Source organism: Polyangiaceae bacterium (genome assembly GCA_015075635.1).
GTDB lineage: Bacteria > Myxococcota_A > Polyangia > Polyangiales > Polyangiaceae > JADJKB01.
This window is the reverse complement of sequence record JABTUA010000003.1, coordinates 1359391-1376392: the sequence shown is the minus strand read 5'-3', so window position 1 is coordinate 1376392 and position 17002 is coordinate 1359391. Positions and strand designations below refer to the sequence as shown.

General features: G+C 69.6%; 14 protein-coding genes. 3 read left to right on the top strand and 11 right to left on the bottom strand.

Going from position 1 to position 17002, the window contains the following annotated elements; genetic code table 11:
- Nucleotides 1-196 precede the first annotated feature (196 nt).
- The 7 genes from HS104_36730 to HS104_36700 are packed head-to-tail and all read right to left on the bottom strand — an operon-like array spanning nucleotide 197 to nucleotide 7784.
- Entirely contained in the window at nucleotides 197-571 is a 375-nt protein-coding gene (locus tag HS104_36730) for a hypothetical protein (GenBank protein ID MBE7485502.1), read from the bottom strand.
- 60 nt (nucleotides 572-631) lie between these two features.
- On the bottom strand, nucleotides 632-2116 hold the full coding sequence (locus tag HS104_36725) for a PEGA domain-containing protein (protein MBE7485501.1): 1485 nt from the start codon (nucleotides 2114-2116) through the stop codon (nucleotides 632-634).
- A 54-nt stretch (nucleotides 2117-2170) separates the two neighbouring features.
- The gene (locus HS104_36720) at nucleotides 2171-3580 is read right to left on the bottom strand and encodes a serine/threonine protein kinase (GenBank protein MBE7485500.1); all 1410 of its coding nucleotides are present in this window, start codon (nucleotides 3578-3580) and stop codon (nucleotides 2171-2173) included.
- Between the two features lie 28 nt (nucleotides 3581-3608).
- The gene (pgi, locus tag HS104_36715) at nucleotides 3609-5267 is read right to left on the bottom strand and encodes a glucose-6-phosphate isomerase (protein MBE7485499.1); all 1659 of its coding nucleotides are present in this window, start codon (nucleotides 5265-5267) and stop codon (nucleotides 3609-3611) included.
- A 38-nt stretch (nucleotides 5268-5305) separates the two neighbouring features.
- On the bottom strand, nucleotides 5306-5629 hold the full coding sequence (locus tag HS104_36710) for a hypothetical protein (protein ID MBE7485498.1): 324 nt from the start codon (nucleotides 5627-5629) through the stop codon (nucleotides 5306-5308).
- A complete protein-coding gene (locus HS104_36705) occupies nucleotides 5626-7203 on the bottom strand; it encodes a GMC family oxidoreductase (protein ID MBE7485497.1) in 1578 nt (525 codons plus the stop codon). Before HS104_36705 ends, HS104_36710 begins: the two co-directional genes overlap by 4 nt.
- Nucleotides 7200-7784, bottom strand: a complete 585-nt coding sequence (locus HS104_36700; protein MBE7485496.1) for a hypothetical protein — start codon at nucleotides 7782-7784, stop codon at nucleotides 7200-7202. Before HS104_36700 ends, HS104_36705 begins: the two co-directional genes overlap by 4 nt.
- A 127-nt stretch (nucleotides 7785-7911) precedes the next feature.
- Between HS104_36700 and HS104_36695 the strand changes: the two genes are divergently transcribed.
- Entirely contained in the window at nucleotides 7912-8190 is a 279-nt protein-coding gene (locus tag HS104_36695; GenBank protein ID MBE7485495.1) for a hypothetical protein, read from the top strand.
- 136 nt (nucleotides 8191-8326) lie between these two features.
- Here the strand turns inward: HS104_36695 and HS104_36690 are convergent, their stop codons facing one another.
- The 3 genes from HS104_36690 to HS104_36680 all read right to left on the bottom strand — a co-directional run bounded on the left by HS104_36690 (nucleotide 8327) and on the right by HS104_36680 (nucleotide 12285).
- Complete coding sequence (locus HS104_36690; protein MBE7485494.1) at nucleotides 8327-8629, bottom strand: hypothetical protein; 303 nt, start codon at nucleotides 8627-8629, stop codon at nucleotides 8327-8329.
- An 866-nt stretch (nucleotides 8630-9495) separates the two neighbouring features.
- Entirely contained in the window at nucleotides 9496-9681 is a 186-nt protein-coding gene (locus tag HS104_36685) for a hypothetical protein (GenBank protein ID MBE7485493.1), read from the bottom strand.
- A gap of 174 nt (nucleotides 9682-9855) precedes the next feature.
- A complete protein-coding gene (locus tag HS104_36680) occupies nucleotides 9856-12285 on the bottom strand; it encodes a trypsin-like peptidase domain-containing protein (GenBank protein ID MBE7485492.1) in 2430 nt (809 codons plus the stop codon).
- A gap of 116 nt (nucleotides 12286-12401) precedes the next feature.
- Between HS104_36680 and HS104_36675 the strand changes: the two genes are divergently transcribed.
- The gene (locus tag HS104_36675) at nucleotides 12402-12824 is read left to right on the top strand and encodes a hypothetical protein (GenBank protein MBE7485491.1); all 423 of its coding nucleotides are present in this window, start codon (nucleotides 12402-12404) and stop codon (nucleotides 12822-12824) included.
- A gap of 392 nt (nucleotides 12825-13216) precedes the next feature.
- A complete protein-coding gene (locus HS104_36670; GenBank protein ID MBE7485490.1) occupies nucleotides 13217-15595 on the top strand; it encodes a hypothetical protein in 2379 nt (792 codons plus the stop codon).
- Here the strand turns inward: HS104_36670 and HS104_36665 are convergent.
- Nucleotides 15565-16950, bottom strand: coding sequence for a PHP domain-containing protein (locus HS104_36665; GenBank protein ID MBE7485489.1), 1386 nt, complete (start codon nucleotides 16948-16950; stop codon nucleotides 15565-15567). The genes HS104_36670 and HS104_36665 overlap by 31 nt on opposite strands.
- Between the last annotated feature and the right edge of the window lie 52 nt (nucleotides 16951-17002).

Genomic DNA, 17002 nt, shown 5'->3' with positions numbered 1-17002 from the left:
GTTCGCCGCTGCCGCGCTGGCGCTCGGGGGTGGCGCGGCTTCGGTCCGAGCGCTCGGCTTCGCGCAAGCGTTGACGGCGACCGCGAGCAGCCCCGCCCAGAGAATGGCACGCCAGCCGGCACCGCTCATGGCGCGGGCGAGCCTGGCACTCTCGGGCCCGCCCGCCAAGGCAGGGAGCCCGGCAAGGATTTCGCGCTCAGATCAACAGCGCGATGCGCGACGGGTTCATCGGATCCACGCGCAGGTTCACCATGCAACCGGGCTGAACCCGCGGCACGGCCAGCATCGAGACGACCATGGTGGTGTCCGCCTGGTAGGGCGGGCGTCCCGGCATCTGCACCTCGACCACGATGCGGACCTGCGGGTTGTTGTTCACCAGCATGCCGGTGTCTGCCAGCTGCACCACTCGCCCCATCGCCGGCAGGCCCGTCGCCAAGAGCGCCTGGCGCTCCTGGGACTGCTTCATCAGGCCGCCGAACACCTTCCACATCACGAAGCCCACCCCGGCGAAGACCACCAAGGTGAACAGCAGACTGACGACCGTGATGATGATGCCCAGCCCCGCGCCCATGTCCATTGAGAGGGTATTGCCCGAGAGTGGGCCTCGCCGTCAAACGATTCCTGGGCGCGGTCAGAAAGCGCCGCCCACGACCAGCGCGCCGCCGTCCGGCCCGAGCGCGAGCATCGGCGCCCAGCGCGGCTTCGCCAGCTCGGGGCGCTCGTGGGTGTAGCGGTCGGGATCGTCGCCGGTGATCAAGAGCACGCTGCCGGTCACCAGCGCGGCACCGCCGACGCCGACCGCGAGCCAGCCGAACAGATCGCGAGCCTTGGCGCGGTCGTAGGAGTCGACCGCAGTCTCGAGCCGTTGGTTGCAGTACTCGAACTGGTTGTCTTTGCACGCGCTGCTCTGGTTGGCGTTGTGAAGGTCGATCTGGCCCTTCCAGTAGTTCCCTTCGTCGATGTATTCGTCCTTCTTCCCCTGGTTCCAGATCAGGTAACCGGTACCGACGCCGGTCACCACGGCGCCGCCGATGACTCCGACCCATCCCCAGGTCTTGAAGAGGCTCGCCTTCTTCTCGTAGCGCTGCCGGTACTCGGGGGTCGGCTCCAGCACGATGCGCACGCTGGTGGTGCCGCCCTTCGCGACGTCCACCAGCCGCTCCACGGGCTCGAAGCCGTCGCGCTCCACCCGCACGAGGTGCGGACCAGCGGGGACTCGCAGCCCGCCGGTGTACTTGCCCTGCGGCCGGCCGTTCACGCTGAAGCTGCACTCCGGCTCGCTCAGGTCGAGGGCGAGGCGGCCTCCCTCGCTGATCGACTTCGTCGGATCGATCGCGGGCTCGAGCGTGACCTCACCCTTGACGGCGTCGCCTAGCTCCACGGCCTGGGACACGGGCGAGTACCCCGCGCGCTCGAGCTGCACGTTGTGCTTGCCGGGCGCGAGCACCACGGGCGCCGACAGCGGCGTGACCCCGACGCGCTTGCCGTCCACCGAGACCACCGCGCCGGGGATGCTCGACCTGACCACGAGCTGCGCCAAGCGACCCTCGAAGGGGCGGAGCTCGAAGACCAGCTCCTTCTTGATGCCGCCGGCCAGCGTCACCTCGCGCCGCTCGGGGATGTGGCCCGGCGCGGTCACGCCGACGACGCGCGAGCCGCTGGTGACCTTCAGCGCCCGGGTGAGCGGGAGCTTCTCCACATTGATGCCGTCGATCTCGACCTCGGCGCCCTCGACGTTCGCCTTCACGCTCAGCTCGGCGATGCGCAGCGCCTGCTCGGCGCGAGTCCTCCTGGCCTTCTCCAGCTTGTCCGCCGAGAGCGTGCCGGGGCTCTTCAGCACCTCGTCCAGCGTGTCCACCGCCTCGATGGCTCGCCCCATCGCCGCGTAGACCAGGCCGATGTTGTAGGCGACCACGGGATGCGGAGCCAGCTCGTGAGCGCGCTTGAACTCCGCGAGCGCGCCGGCGTTGTCACCGTCGTTGAAGAGCCTGAGGCCTCGACCGAACCGATCGCGCGCCTCGGTCTTGGCGTCCGGCGCCGACTCCTCGGCGTGTGCCGGGACGTTTGCGAGGAACAGCGACAGCGCCAGGAGCGAAACGGACCAGCGGCTCGACATTCCCACCACGACTCGGCTCTTACCAGACAGCGCGTCGGTCCGCGACGCCCACCGTCAATACGGGTTCTCGTCGGCCAGGCCGGTCTTCTGCGCCTTGGTCGAGCCCGCCGGCGCCGGCGGCTTGCTTGGCGCCGCCTTACCGACGGCCGTCGCGATCGTCGGCGCTCGACCCGCGTCGGGCAGCGCCGACGCCGCCGGAGCTGCGCTCGGGGCCGGCGCTGCCGAAGCCGGCACGATCGCAGGGACTGACGCTGGTGGCCCGGCCGCCTCCGGCGCCGCGCTGCCGGGCTCGGCAGGCCCGCGACCCCGGAACCCCACGGCGTACACGCCGATCGCGCCGGCGACGATCGCGCCAAGGACGACGGCGGCTCGCCCACCGGCGGCGCGCGCGGGCTGCGCCACGGTCCGCCCCAGCGCTGCCGCTTCGATCGACGCCGGACGCCCGCCCTCCCCCAACGGCACGGCACTCGGCGGCGGCGGATCCGCCGTGGCCGCGGGAGCGACCGGGATCCGTATGCTGCGCGGCGCGGGCTCGGCGCCCCCCGGCGGGGCGAGGGCGCTGGCCTCGATGGCGAGCGTCGCCGCGTAGGCCTCGCGCGCCGCTGGTTGCTCGAACGGCTCGAGCGCCTCCGCAAGCTCCCGCGCGCTGGCGAAGCGCTCTTCGCGCTGAGCAGCCATGGCCTTCTCCACCACGCGGCAGAAGCTGAGCGGGAGCTCGGGCCTGAGCTCCGCGAGCGGCGTGGGCTTGCCCTCGTGAATGAGCAAGGCGAGGTGCGGCAGCGTGTCCGCGTCGAAGGGCCGGCGACCGCTGGCCGCTTCGTACAGGATCACTCCCAGCGCGTAGATGTCCGCGCGGGCGTCCAGATCCTTGGCGCCGCGGACCTGCTCCGGCGGCATGTAATACGGCGTGCCGAGCATCGAGCCCTCGCGCGTCATGGCGTGATCGCCGGTCACCGCCGTGTCGAACTTCGAGATGCCGAAGTCCAGGATCTTCACGAACGGGCGCCCGTCGCGCTCGGTGACGAACAGGTTGTCCGGCTTCAGATCGCGGTGGACCACACCGGCGTCGTGCGCGGCCTGCACGCCGCTGCAGGCTTGGCGCACCAGGTGCGCCAGGTAGTCCACGCCGAGCCGCCCCTGGTGCGCGATTTGCCGGGTCAGCTCCTGCCCGCTCAAAAGCTCCATCACCAGGTACGGCTCGCCACTCTCGAGCGTCCCGGCGTCGAAGGTCTCGACGATGTGCGGGTTGCCGATGCGTCCCGCCGCGGAGGCTTCTCGCAGGAAGCGTTCTACCACCGCAGGATGCGACGCGACCTCTTGGTGCAGGAGCTTCAGCGCCCGGCGGTGGTGGGTGAAGATGTGCTCGATCTCGTAGACGGCGCCCATGCCGCCGGCGCCCAGGGTCCGGAGGACCTTGAACTTCCCGCCGATGACGCTGCCGGACAGGGGCCCCTCCGCGGACATCGCGGACAGAAGTTAGCACAGCCCGAGATCAGGCGCGAAGCCGCGCGCGGACCCGCTTCATGTGGTTGACGAGCCCGTTGGTCGAGGCGTCGTGGCTCGATACCGGGTCGTCGCCGGGGAGCTCGGGGAGGATGGCGTTCGCCAGCTGCTTGCCCAGCTCGACGCCCCACTGGTCGAAGCTGTTCACGTCCCAGATCACGCCCTGGACGAAGATCTTGTGCTCGTAGAGCGCGATCAGCCGACCCAGGGTCCGCGGATCGAGCTCGTCCAGCAAGATCGAGGTCGTGGGTCGATTGCCGGAGAAGGCTTTGTGCGTGCGGAGCGCCGCGATGCGCTCCGGGCTCTGGCCGCTCCTCGCGAGCTCGGCGTCCACCTCCTCCAGGGTCTTGCCGCGCATCAGTGCCTCGGTCTGCGCGAAGAAGTTCGCGAGCAAGATCTGGTGGTGCTCGCCCAGCGGGTTCTGCGTCTTCACCGGCGCGATGAAGTCCGCGGGCACGAGCCGCGTCCCTTGGTGGATCAGCTGGTAGAAGGCGTGCTGCCCGTTCGTGCCGGGCTCTCCGAACAGGATCGGGCCCGTGTCGTAACCGCTGATGGGCCGCCCGCTCCGATCCACGCTCTTGCCGTTGCTCTCCATGTCGGCCTGCTGGAGGTAGGCCGCGAAGCGGTGCAGGTACTGGTCGTAGGGCAGGATGGCGTGCGCCGCCGCGCCGAAGAACCCGGAGTACCAGACGCCGAAGAGCGCCATCAGCACCGGCGCGTTCTTCTCGAGGGGCGCGCTCCGGAAATGCTCGTCCACCTCGTGCGCGCCGGCGAGCAGCTCCTCGAAGCGGTCCATGCCGATGACGCAGGCGATGGGCAGCCCGATGGCCGACCACAGCGAGTAGCGCCCGCCGACCCAGTCCCAGAACTCGAACATGTTCGCGGGGTCGATGCCGAACTCGGCCACGGCACGGGCGTTGGTCGAGAGCGCCACGAAGTGCTTGGCGACGGCCGCGGAGTCTACCAGGCGGTCCAAGAGCCAGGCGCGCGCCGAGCGCGCGTTGGTCAGCGTCTCCTGGGTGGTGAAGGTCTTGGAGGCGACCGAGAACAGCGTGGTCTCCGGGTCCAGGCGTCGCAGCGTCTCGCTGACGTGGGTGCCGTCGATGTTCGAGACGAAGTGCACGTCGATTCCGGGCTGCCAGAACGGTCGGAGCGCCTCGGTCACCATCACCGGCCCCAGATCGGAGCCGCCGATGCCGATGTTCACCACGTCCGTGATCTGCTTGCCCGTGTGGCCGCGCCAGGCGCCGCCGTGGAGCGCGTCCACCAGGCGGCGCATCTTCGCGAGCACCTCGTTCACGTCGGGCATCACGTCCCGGCCCGCGACCAGCACCGGCGTGTTCTTGCGATTGCGCAGCGCCACGTGGAGCACCGGCCGCTGCTCGGTGTCGTTGACGATGGCTCCAGAGAACATCTGCTCGATGCGCGCTTGGAGACCGGCTTGCTCGGCGAGCTTCAGCAGGAGCGCGAGGGTCTGGCTCGTCGCGCGGTGCTTGGAGAAGTCCAGCAACATGCCCGGAAGCTCCAGCGACCAACGCTCGAAGCGCTCCGGATCGGCGGCGAACAGCTGGCGCATCGAGACGTTGGCCACCTCGGGCTGGTGGGCGGCCAGCGCGCGCCACGCCGGCGTTTCGGTCAGAGTGGTCATGGGCGAAGAGCCTCGCACGCCGAGCAGCGCGCGAGAAGTCAGCTCATGAGCTCCGAGACCAGGCGGAAGTACCAGGTGCGCGCGGCACCGCAGACCGCGCAGGTGGTCGTCACCACGCGCAGCCGCCGCTCGTCGATGGTCTCTGCGCGGTGGTCGGCGGAGCGCACCGCGGCGCCGCAACGCAAGCACGCTTCGGCGCGGGTCCGCGGCTCGATAACCGAAGCGGAGGCGATGTCGAGAGGGCGGCTCGCGGAGCCTCCGGGCTCGAGGCGCCAGAGCTTCTCGCGGGCGTCCGCGAGCTTGTCCCGCGCTCGCTCGCGGGCCCGGCGCTCGGCGCGCGCGGACTTCTGCTTCTTCTTCATGGCAGCGCCGCGGCGACGGCGCCCGCAGCCACGCGGCTGAAGGCCAGGATGGTCAGGCTCGGATCCACGCTGGGCGGGCTGGGGAACACGCTCGGATCGGACACGAACAGGTTGTCCGTGCCGTGCACGCGGTGGTCGTAGCCGACCACCGAGTCCCGCGCGCTCGAGCCCATGCGCGCGCCGCCGCCGGGGTGCGGCGCGGCGAGCACGTTGCGGCCCGGTCGTATCGAGAGCTGCCGCACCGCCGCCTCGATCTGGCTCGGGCTCTCGATGCGGGTGTCCTCGGCGTCGCCGAACAGGACCTGCTTGGCGCCGACGGCGAACAGGAGCTCGGCCTGTTTCTTCCAGGCGTCGCGCAGGCGCTCGCCGTTGCCACCCGAGAGCGGGATCTCGATGCGGCGCCGCCCCGAGTCGACGCGCATTCGGCCCGGCTCGACGTCGTCGATCCAGCAGATGGTGCCGCCGAGCTTGCTCAGCTTGCGCATCAGCTCGCCGTGCTTGCGTCCGAACCCCGGGAGCACCGCCGCGAGCATGGCCGGCTGGAGCTGATTGGGCATGAACAGGTAGCCGCCCTCGACGTAGGCGCTGGTCGCGGGCCGGCCGAACACGCGCCGGGCACCCTGGTAGCGAGCGAGGCGGAACTCCTCGATGCCCCAGGCGGCGGGGATGTTGCGCCACTGGATGATGTCTTCGTCGAACAGCGCGTGCGCCATCGGGCAGGGGTTCACGAACAGGTGCTCGCCGAGGGCCGGCAGGCTGTCTTTCAAGCCCTGGCGCAGGAGCAGGTCGGGCGTCCCGTAGCCTCCCGCCGAGACCACGAACGCGCGCGCTTGGATGCGCACCACCGGGCCTCCGGGTCGCCCGGTCGCGCGGTCGAGCACCCGCCCCACGAGCGTGTCGGCGCGGCGCCCTCGGAATTCGAAGCGCTCCGCCCGGAGGTCGGCGTAGAGGAGCGCACCGGCGGCGAGGGCGCGCGGGACGTAGGTGACGAGCTGGCTCTGCTTGGCGTCGTAGGAGCAGCCCTGCATGCAGTGGCCGCTGGCGCGGCAGGCCTTTCGGGCCTGTGGCACCCGCTCCACGTGCCAGCCCAGGGCGCGCGCGCCGCGCTCGACCAGCACGTTCATCTTGTTCGCGTAGGCATCGGTGGCGGGAAACACGTTGAGGTCCCGCTCGATCTCCGCGAAGTGCGGCGCCAGGGCCTCGGCGCTGTGGCCTTGGATGCCGAACTCGTCGCGCCACTCCAGCAGCCGATCCGGAGGCGTCCGGTAGCTGTCCGCCCAGTAGTGAACGCTCGCCCCGCCGACGTTGTTGCCGTAGGTGAGCGACACCGACACGTCCTCGCTGGCGTGCAGCCCGCGGCCGCCGTCGATCTTCGCGAGCATGTTGACCTCGCGCTGATCGAAGTCCTCCTTGGTGTAGTACCCGCCCTGCTCGACGAGCACCACGGAGCGGCCTTGCTCCGCGAGCCACGCGGCCAGCGACGCCCCGCCGCAGCCGGAGCCGATCACACAAACGTCGGCGCTCTCGCTCACGTCGCGGCCCTCGCGCAAGAGCTCCGCTCCCTGCCGGATCACGCGCGCCCCCCTCGGTCGGCGAAGAGCTTCGCGTAGGCGAGCGCGCTCGCCGGCGGCTTCGCCTCGGTGATCCAGGGGCCGTCGTAGCCGATGGCGGGCCAGACGCGTTCGTCCGCGAAATAGCAGATCTGGATCAGCTGCTTGAACGCCAGCGCCACCTGCACGAACAGATCGCGGCGCGAGCGCAGCATCTGGTCGAACACGTCCTGCCGCGCCTCGAGACCGAGCGACGTGAAGCGCCCGAAGTGGCCGAACAGCGGCGGAGCGTGCTCGATGAGCTCCAGCGCGGCGCGGAGGTCCTGAGCCATGCCCTCGTCGGCCGCCCAGATCTGCTCGTCCACGCGCTGCGGGAGGCGGAGCTCCAGGCAGGAAGGCAAACCGTCGCCCCCGGGCACCAGCGCCTCCACCAGCGCGCGGGCCACGCAGAGCTGCTTCACGCTGAGCCCGATGGCGACCTCTCCGGGCTCGAGCGCGTAGCCGCTGCCGAGCCAGCGGAAGAGCCCTCCGCCGAGCGCGAGGACCGCGGCTCCGCCGATTCCGAGCTGGATTAGCTGCCTGCGTGACGGCTCGCTCTTGGCCACCGGGCGCGATCTCAGCACGGCGGAGCTTGCCGGGAAAGCCGGCAGGGACTCTGAATCGAGAAAACCGCCCTTCCGGTGCTGCATCAAACCGGACACAATCGCCCCGGCTCGGGCCTCACCCGGGTTCATGCGAAGGAGAACGGACGTGGCGGACAAGGACGACGAGCGCGAGGAGCGGGATTCGGACGCACCCGAGTCGGAGCCGAAGCCGGTGGAGAAGAAAGCCAAGCCAGCCGCCAAGGCCAAGGAGCCGGCCTCGGACACGGAGCGCATGTTGCAGGAGCTCGCGCAGATGCGCGCCGCCTTGAACGACCTGCGCGAGCAGCAGACGCGCTACCTGTGGATCTTGTTCCCGATCGGCGCGCTGATCGCCATCCAGACGATCCTCCAGGCGACGAAGCTCTGAATCGGGTTTCGCACTTTCGCGCCCCGCGTTTGCGGCCGCGCCCTGCCTGCTTCGCGGTACTCATCGAGACCCGCTCAGGAAGCGCTCGGCGAATGCCTCCACCTGACGACTGAGTGCGCCGGCCCACCCCTCCGGCTCATGATTGATCGGATCTCGCGCAGGCGAGCGCGGCGAGGAAGCCAACCTCGTAGTCGAGGACCTTTTGGTAGCCCTTCCCCAGGGTCTGCCAGCCCGGCATGCCGTTGTTTCGCAAATGGCCGCCGAGTCGGGCAACGGCGAGCAGTGCATCCCCGATTGTTCTTGGGACCGCCGGGAGTCGGAGCTTGAACTTGACGACCAGCAACTGCGGCTCGGTCAGGATGGTTGTGGCTGGTTGCTCGGGCGCGACGCGGGCCAGCGAGCGCATGAGCAGGAGGCGCCAGGCGATGGGCAGAAACACTGCCAGGGCGTGCTCAATGCCTGATACGACTCGAGTTGTCGCTTCTCGAGCATTTTTGCCAGCAGAGTGCAGCAGAAGAGACTCCTCCGTCACCCAGCAGCGCGCGTGGTAGTCGACAACGGTGGCGAGCTCAGCGTGGTGTCAAATTGAAACGGTGGTAAACCGAGGCCAACAGTCAGCACGGCTCTGCCTTCGATCAGTGCCAGCTCCCAGACTCGCACAACGTTCAGCTCGATAGCTGCCGTCAGTGCTTGCGGTGCGCACCACCGTCAAGCGCCGACCAGCCACATAAACCTCCGCGCGCGCGCGTTCGCGGATGCTCTTTGTAGCGTGCGCGCGGCTGCTCGCGGCCTTGACGACACCGAATCGCGGGATGGCTGCGGTTCGGCGATCGACAGGGCCGCGCAGGCAGACTCCGACTTCTTGATTCCTCGGTCGCGAACCGGGCGGATGACGTAACGAGAGCCGGTTCACAGGCCAGCAGCAACTCGAAGATGTCTGCTTCGCAGGTCATCACGTGAACAGTTGGCTATCAGGCATCTCAGATGGACGGCATCGAGCATCGCTGGCCAGCGCAACGGCTCGCGCTCGCGGGATCTTCGGCGATCGGCTGCGCCAGCCCCGACTGCCACCGCCGCTGGCAGTCCACCAGCGTGCTGGTGCAGGCCAAGCACACAAGTGGCGATCAGTCCTCACGGAAGCACAGCCAGCGCGACGCCGGGAAGCCTTATTTTGCCAGACTGGCCCCGGCCCCTCGCGCTGGAGACGCGGGCGTACTCGTTATTGCCACGATGCACGCCCTCAGGCGCACGCTCCGCAGTCATAATAGGTGTGGACGGGGACCTCAGCCGCGACGACCTGCTCGTTCACAGGAATCGGTAGACGCCCTCCAGCTCGGATGGGGTATCGACGGCCTGAGGAAAACCCACCCCCGGCGACGTCATCACCTTCTCGGCGAGCCACTTCAGCCGATCGCTGCGCCGTCTGTCGCCGAGTATTGCGCCCTCGAACTCAACCGAAATCGGCTGGTTCAGCCACTCCGTTGCTCGCATTTCACCCGTAGATCATACGGCGGCGGTCCTGGCAACGAGATGTGTATGATCCTGAGCCCTCCGGGTATCGCGAAGCGCGTTCGCCGGCATTCTCGTGGGTCTCGACCTCAGTGGCAGATCGCGACACCCAAGGGTGCTTCCTTCGGTCGTCTGCTCATGTCAAGACGGCAGTGGTCATCGCCAGCGCGCTGCCGAAGGCCAGCGAAGCCTCCAGGCGCTTCTGGTCAGACAGGCTGTGGCTGACCGCCAGCGCGCGGGCGAGTCGAGCGAGACCTTGCCGGCAGCGTCGATGCGATAGCCCAGATCCGCCTTTCCGCCGCGGGGGTCCGACGAGTAGAGCACGATGTCGTAGCCCTTCTTGTCGTCCACGTCGTAGTAGGACCAGGCCAGGCCGTTGCGCTGGAAGTACGCGAACTCGAGGTCGAGCTTGCCGCTCTCCGCCAGCTTCGGCAGGTCCTTGGGCTTCGCGGGCTTGTCGCGCAGGCTGTTGCCGTCGAGATCGACCAGGTAACCGTCGCTGCCCTGGGCGTAGACCATGACCACCGATTTCGTCGCGCCCTTGACGTCCAGGAGCTCGTAGGTCGCGCCGCGGTGATCGGCGATGGGCTCGGGGAACGAGCCGATGCCGCCGTCGGACGGCGCGCTCAAGATGGTGAGGAAGCCCTTGCTCACCAGGGCCCGGAGCGCCGACGCCTGCGACGGTGAGCCGAGCAAATCGGCGCGAACGAGCTTGCGACCCACCTGCTCGGGCGCCGGGGTCCTCGCGCCGCTCGCGTCCACCCGCCAGGCGTCCGTCGCGACGTAGAGCCGCGCGCCCGGAGAGTGCAGGACGAGGTCGAAGCGGCCGTCGTCGTCCGTGTCGTACCAGGTCCACATGTGGTTCGCCTGGGACACGACGGCGACCTCGGCGTCGATCTTGGAGGTCGAGGTCGCCAGGTTGAACTCCTTGGGCAGCGCCCCGACGCTGTTTCTGTCCACGTCCAAGAGCAGCCGGTAGCTGAACGCGGAGTCCACGCGCACGGAGTCGATCTGTCCGTCGTAGTCGAGATCGCTGAGCGACGCCTTGCCGGTACGGCCGACGGGCTCCGGGAGCGTGTCGTTGGCAGCGGAGCCGGCCTCGACGTAGTGCTGAGGGAAGGCGGCGTTGGCGATGCGCTGAAGGCTGGCTTGGAGCGCGCCGTCCTTGAGCAGCGCGCTGCGCACGTCGCGTCCCGCGCTCGCCGCGTCGTCCTTCTCGAAGTCGCCGTCCTTCTTGATGCGGTAGGCCCCCGCCGAGCGCCCGGTCGAGCCCGGGTCGTGGATCAGCAGGTCGAGCTTCCCGTCGTTGTCCGTGTCGTACCAGAGGAAGGTGTCGCGCTCGACCTGTAGGTACACCAGCTCCGCGTCGAACTTCTGCTTCTGGTAGGTCTCGCTCAGCGGCGGCAGGTTGGTGACCCCGCGGTACGTGTCCTGATCGACGTCGAAGAACACCGCGACGCTCTGGCGCGGACAGAAGCTGCAGGCGCGCCGGCCCTCGAGCACCAAAGCGTCCACGCGCCCGTCGAGGTCCACGTCCTCGTAGCTCGCGTCGCCGCCGCCGTCCTTCCAGGGGTCGGGCACCAGCCGCGCGGGCCGCGCCGGGCGGTCCTTCATGAACGCAGCGAGCTCGGACTTGTGCACGTGGAAGCTGAGCAGACCGCCGGTGCGCGGGTCCTGGTTGCTGAAGGCGTTCAGGCCGATCAGCTCGCCGCTCTTCGTGAGCAACGGCCCACCGCTGTCACCCGGCAAGATGTTGCAGGTGGACTGGATCACCAGGCCGAGGTTGCGCTCGTCCAGGTACTTCTTGAACTTGTCCTCGGCCTCGTGCCCGGCCTTGTCGTCCTTGAACTGAGCCAGGGTGGCGAGCTGCTCGCTCAGCTTGCCCATCGCGGAGATCTCCCCGGCCTTCAGCGCCCAGAGCATGCCGGCGCCGGCGTGCCCGAGGGCGATCACCTGCTGTCCGGGCTGCGGGTTGTCCTTGGCCAGGCTGATCGTGGGCAGCTTCCCGGGCGGGTCCACGATCTTGAGCAGCGCGATGTCGCGCAGCTTGTCCGACTTGTGAACGAAGGCCTCGTACTCCTTCTTCTGCCGGATCATGCCGCCGCTCGTCGCGCTGAGCTTGCCGAGCACGACGGTGACCTTGGTCTTGAACTCCGACTGCTCGCCCTGGGCGACGACGTGGTGGTTGGTGAGCACCCAACCGTCGGGATCGATGATGACGCCGCTGCCGAGACCCCCGCCGGCGCGGATGATCACCGTTGCGGGGGCGGCCGCCTTGTAGACCTCGGCGGAGGTCTTCGGCGGCTTGGCCCGCTTGTTGGTGACCACACCGATGGTGTCGTCCGCGACCGCCCGGCTGGTGCGCCGATCGACGAGTTTGTCGCTCGGCACGCGCTCGCCCTTCGGAATGACGTGACGCCCGCCCGCGCCGGGCTTCTCGTCGCCGGTCTTGGCCTTCTGGGACGAGTCGTTGGCCGTCCGAGGGCCCGCCGGCGCGGAGCCGCCACCACAGGCGGAGAGCACGAGAGCGACGAGCGCGAGGCGCGTGCGGGGGAGCCAGGAGCGCCGAGAACCGACGAGAAACATGCGGGGACCTTCCTACGCCGCCGAACCGCCCGGCTTCCCGCCGAGGCCCACGGGGGCACGTTCCGCGAGGTGTATCACGGCGCAAGGCGCCGGACCGTTGGGGTACGATGCGGGGCATGCAGCGACGCAGCGTCTTGTTGGCCCTGGCTCTGCTCGGTTGCGGCGGGGGCGCGCCCTCGCGCCTGCACACGCTGGGCAAGCCCAAAGGGACGGGAGAGGTGGATTTCCAGGTCGAGAACCGCACTGCGGCGATCGTGAACAACCTCTACGTGACGGAGAGCGAACGCGTCCGCAGCGCCAGTCGGGAGGCGCTCCAAGCCGGGACGGCGGAGCAGGCCGCGCTGTGGGGCGACGACCGCCTCAGGTCTGGGCTGGAGTCGGGCGGCAAAGTCCGGGTGACCATCCCGAAGCCCGGGAGCTACGACGTGCGCGCCGTCGATCGAGACGGTCGGGAGCAGCACGTGGCCAATCTCCGCCTGGCTGCCGGAGGCCGCTACGTCCTGGAGCTCGAAGAGGGCGGCTGGCGCGCCCCGAGATAGTCCAAATTCTACACTAAGCTGGCGTGGCCTCGAGGCGCGCTGGGATAGTGTCGTACTTGGATCATGAGCAGGTGACTTCGCGGTTGCTCAGACACTATGAGTGCAGTTAGTGTCCTACTAGACTTAAGCTCCGCTGCTGGATGTTGTGGAAGCCAGCGAATCTGCCAGTGGTGGGTGATTTTCAGACAACAAACACCGTAGTGTTCGTAGCGTCTTTTGCATGATTTTACATCCTGCATCAAGTATGCGAAACTCATGCATCCTATGCTCTGCTGCAACCGAGGGCTATATTGGGCTGGCTTCGCGACTTGATGCTCGGACCTCCGGGGCGATTCCGGAGCTTTGGCCAGCTGTCGCGAGCCGTCCTGTCGGACCCGGCTTGGCCCTCCGACATGAAGATCCGGGAGCGGTCGCTCGCCACGCTGCTCAGCAAGCTCGACCGCGACCAAGATCTCACCTGGCTCGCTGACCGACCGGACGTTCAGGCTGTCCTGGCCAGGCTGCTCCAATGCTCAGTGCGCGAGCTAGCCCGGCCGCCGAGCGCCGAACCGGAGGGCTCCGCCCGCAAGGTGCGCTGGACCGACCTGCCCTACGCCCGGAGCTTCGACCTGACCGAGGAGCGCCTGCCGCCGACGGTGCCGGCCGAAGTGGCGGACCCCGCCCGCTGGGACCGGACGTTCTGGCTGGCCCCGAGCGGCGCCGGACGCAGCCTGACGGGTCAGTGGCTCGCGGCGCGCGGGCTCGCGCACTTCCACCGTCTGGAGCGACTCGACGACGCGCCGCGCGGCGAGGACGCAGCGCTGTTCGTCGAGCTCACCTCGAGTCGCGCCGCGGTCGGGCGCGCTCCGCCAGTGCGACGGATCTGCGTCGCCGGTGCCGTCGCGCCGCCTGCTCACGACGGGTGGCGCGTGGTGAAGTCGCCAGCCATCGAAGCGTGTCTGCCGGAGCTCGTGCGCTGGCTCCTCGGGCGCTTCCCCAGCGACAGCGCGCTGGACGAGGGCTCCCTCATCGAGTGGCTCTCGAGCGGGCCGATCCCGAAGGGCGAGGCTGACGGGTTCGGAGCGGTGTTGGGGCTGGCCGGCGTGCTCGATCGGGTCGGGCTCGGGCGCGCGCGCGGCAAGAGCGTGCTCGAGCTCGCGCGCTTGGATTGTCGACGACGCTTCGACGAAGCCTTCGGGCCGGACGCCCGCGAGGTGGCGTGGCAACGCCGGAACGCGGTGGACGTCATGGTCGCCATGGCGCGCCGCGCACTGACCGATGACACGGAGCCCTTCGACTCACCGCGCACGTTGGAGGAGTGGACCGCGCTGGTCCCCGACGAGCACAAGTCCGGACTCGACGTGGAGTGGCTCCGCGTCTCGCTCAGCCGTGTGGACTCGTCGATCCGCCCCGGAGACGTCGAGCGTGCCGCGCGCAAGCTCTCACCCGGGGCATTCCGCATCGTCCGGGCGCTCTCGGGAGCGGGCCTGCTCAACGCGACCTCCGACGACAGGCTCAGGCCCGGGCCGCGCTGGCTGTGCCGCGCCATCGAGCTGGAGGCGGAGCGCCAGCTCTCCCTGGCATCCCCGTTCGAGTGGGGCGAGGCGCTGCTCAGACCGCACGCAGCGCCACGCATCGCCGCCCGCCTGTTCGACTCGCTCCGTGCGGGCGAGTCCGGCGTCCTCTCGGACGTCGTGGAGCTCGAGGCCCGAGAGAGCCCAGCCTACGCCGTCGCCGTCGAGACCGCGTTCCGCTGCGCAGGACTTTCGCTGTGCGCCGGCGCGGAGCTCGACGGAGGAGAGCTCGGCGATTTGTGGGACGCCGCGGCGGAGCTGTGGCTGAAGCTCGGCGACTCGCCACCTGTGCCCCGGGTCGAGCACCCGCCGGAGCTCGGTCCGCTCCTCCAGCGCGGCGCCTTCTACCTGGCGGCGCTGGCCATCGCCGAGGCGCGGGGGTCTTCGTGGCCAAGCGTCGGAGCGGTTCGGGTCTACGATGCGATCTCCGAAGTGCTCGCGCACGGCAAGGGGGCGCCCTGGTTCGACGGCGCCCACGCGTTGATCGATCGCCGGCGACGCTCCCAGGGCAGCGTCGACCACGCGCTGGAAGCTCCCGGGCTCTTGCTCGATCGGATCGGCAGCGCCGAGCTCGCGTGGGAGGGCGCGGTCGCGGCGGCGGATCCCGACGTGCTCCGCGCACTGTGGCGCTCGCGGGGTTCGGCCGAGATGGCGCCGCTGGCAACGGCGCTGTATCGCGCCTGGGAGCGCGCGGGCTTCCCTGATCCCGAGGGCACGGTGCTGGATCCGAGCGCGAACGCCGGACGGACCTTCTTCGCGCACGCCCCAGCGGAGCTCCGCCTGCGCCTGCTCTCCAAGAGCGAGGACCGCGCCCGGCTCGTGCCGCTCCTCGGCGACGAGGCCTGGCGCCTGGTCTCGGAGGCGCCGCCCGGGGATCCCGAGTTGCTCGCCGCGCTCGCCGAGCAGCTGCCGGACGTCTGGGTGGAGCGCTGGCTCGCGCGGCCGGCGCTCAGGGCCTTCGTGAAGCAGCGCCACCCCGCGGCTGCCCGCGAGCGCCTCCTCTTAGACGCGCGAGCAGGAGACGTCGAGAGCGTCGTCGCGGCTCGGCCGGCGGAAGAGCTCGAGCCCGTGCTCGAAGCGCTCGCCGAGTGCGAAGCCAAAGGCAGGCTCGCGTCTCCGGCTCGGGACGCGCTCAGAGAGTGGCTCCACGCCGTGGTGCGCGCGCGCGATCCCGGCTGGCGCGCGGCCTACTCCTTCTTGTCGCGGCTCGAGGGCTGAGGCGCGAAGCTTCCATCGCCGTCGGCGTCGACGAAGACCGGGTTGGTGAAGGCGACGGGCACGACGTTCGTCCCCGGCAGCACGCGCTCCAGCGTCGAGGTTCCGCGCACCACCACCACGAGGAACGAGTCCCGACTGACAGGCAAGCTGCCGACGAAGCGCAGCCGCGCGCGTGGGGTGGTGCTGACCGCCTGCTCGGGTGAGCTCTTGTCCACGTGCAACGCGAGCTGGCCGTCGAGCAAGAGCTCCGCTCGCTCGACCTCGATCCAGGGCGGAGCGCGCACCTCGAGCTCGATGCCGACGCTCCCTTGGTCGGCCTTCACCAGCGCGCCGAGGGGCTCGCCGTTCACCTTCAGCTCGATGAACGGTCCGCTCGTCACCAGCGCGCGTCCCGCCCGCAGCGACGCCGCCGCCTCGTTCCAGTCCACACCGCCGGGCCGCTGATCGTCACCGAGCACGTAGGTGCGCGGGTAGCCCGCCCACTGGTAGACGATGCGGTGCGAGTCCGAGTTGCCCACCGCGGTGAAGCGCCGTCCGTTCGCGATCAGCCGCATCCACTCCCCGAGCACGTCGTCCAGCACCGAGAGGTTCGCCAGATCGAAGCCGTTCCAGACCTCGATCAGATCGAAGTCGAGGGAGGCGCTCGACTTCGAGGAATTCCCGCTCGGGTCGAGCGCGATCTGGTTGAAGTAGCCGATGTCCCCCATGCGCGGGTGGTTTACCTGGAGCAACGCTCCGGGCGCCGTGGCCCGGAGCCAGGCGAGCAGCTCCCGCGGCGCCGCCTCGCTCGCCGGTGGGAGCGAAGCGCTCGGCGGATACGGGTAGGCGTTGAAGTGACCCCAGTCGCGGGTCGTGACCTCGATGCCGGTGAGCGTCGAGAGTTGCTTGTCGGCGCCGAGCTCTCGCACCGCCGGCGCGTAGTCCGTGACGTGGTTGTGGTCCGTGGCAGCCGCTAGCTCGATGCCCTCCGCGAGGAGCGACGTGACCCTATCCGGCAGGGGCACCTCCGAGTCGCCGCTCGGGTCGGCGTGCAGGTGCAGATCCGCCGCGATCCAACCGCGGGTGTCGACGACCCGGGACAGACGCGCGCGGAAGGTGGCTCCCTCGGTGGCCGAGACGTCCATCACCGACTCGACCAAGTCGAACTCGGGTCCTCGCGTCGCGAGCACCGAGTAGCGCCCGGGTGGGAGCTCGAGCGAGCCCGTGCCGGTCGCCGTGCAAGCCACGTTCGCTGCGCCTGCCGCCAGGTGGTAGGGGCCGAGGTCCGGGTTCACCGTCGGCGCCACTCCCCGCACCACCAGCCGCGCGGGCATCGGAGCGTCGTGCTCGTCGCTGACGCGATACTCGGCGGTCAATCAGGCGGATCGCGCCATAGGCCAGGGCGACGGCGCCGTCAGCGTCGTCATC

Excerpts from the sequence above, each read along its gene's own strand:
- HS104_36730 (MBE7485502.1), bottom strand. The coding sequence starts at position 571 with ATGGGCGCGGGGCTGGGCATCATCATCACGGTCGTCAGTCTGCTGTTC.
- HS104_36725 (MBE7485501.1), bottom strand. The coding sequence starts at position 2,116 with ATGTCGAGCCGCTGGTCCGTTTCGCTCCTGGCGCTGTCGCTGTTCCTC.
- HS104_36720 (MBE7485500.1), bottom strand. The coding sequence starts at position 3,580 with ATGTCCGCGGAGGGGCCCCTGTCCGGCAGCGTCATCGGCGGGAAGTTC.
- pgi (MBE7485499.1), bottom strand. The coding sequence starts at position 5,267 with ATGACCACTCTGACCGAAACGCCGGCGTGGCGCGCGCTGGCCGCCCAC.
- HS104_36710 (MBE7485498.1), bottom strand. The coding sequence starts at position 5,629 with ATGAAGAAGAAGCAGAAGTCCGCGCGCGCCGAGCGCCGGGCCCGCGAG.
- HS104_36695 (MBE7485495.1), top strand. The coding sequence starts at position 7,912 with ATGCGAAGGAGAACGGACGTGGCGGACAAGGACGACGAGCGCGAGGAG.
- HS104_36685 (MBE7485493.1), bottom strand. The coding sequence starts at position 9,681 with ATGCGAGCAACGGAGTGGCTGAACCAGCCGATTTCGGTTGAGTTCGAG.
- HS104_36680 (MBE7485492.1), bottom strand. The coding sequence starts at position 12,285 with ATGTTTCTCGTCGGTTCTCGGCGCTCCTGGCTCCCCCGCACGCGCCTC.
- HS104_36675 (MBE7485491.1), top strand. The coding sequence starts at position 12,402 with ATGCAGCGACGCAGCGTCTTGTTGGCCCTGGCTCTGCTCGGTTGCGGC.
- HS104_36670 (MBE7485490.1), top strand. The coding sequence starts at position 13,217 with ATGAAGATCCGGGAGCGGTCGCTCGCCACGCTGCTCAGCAAGCTCGAC.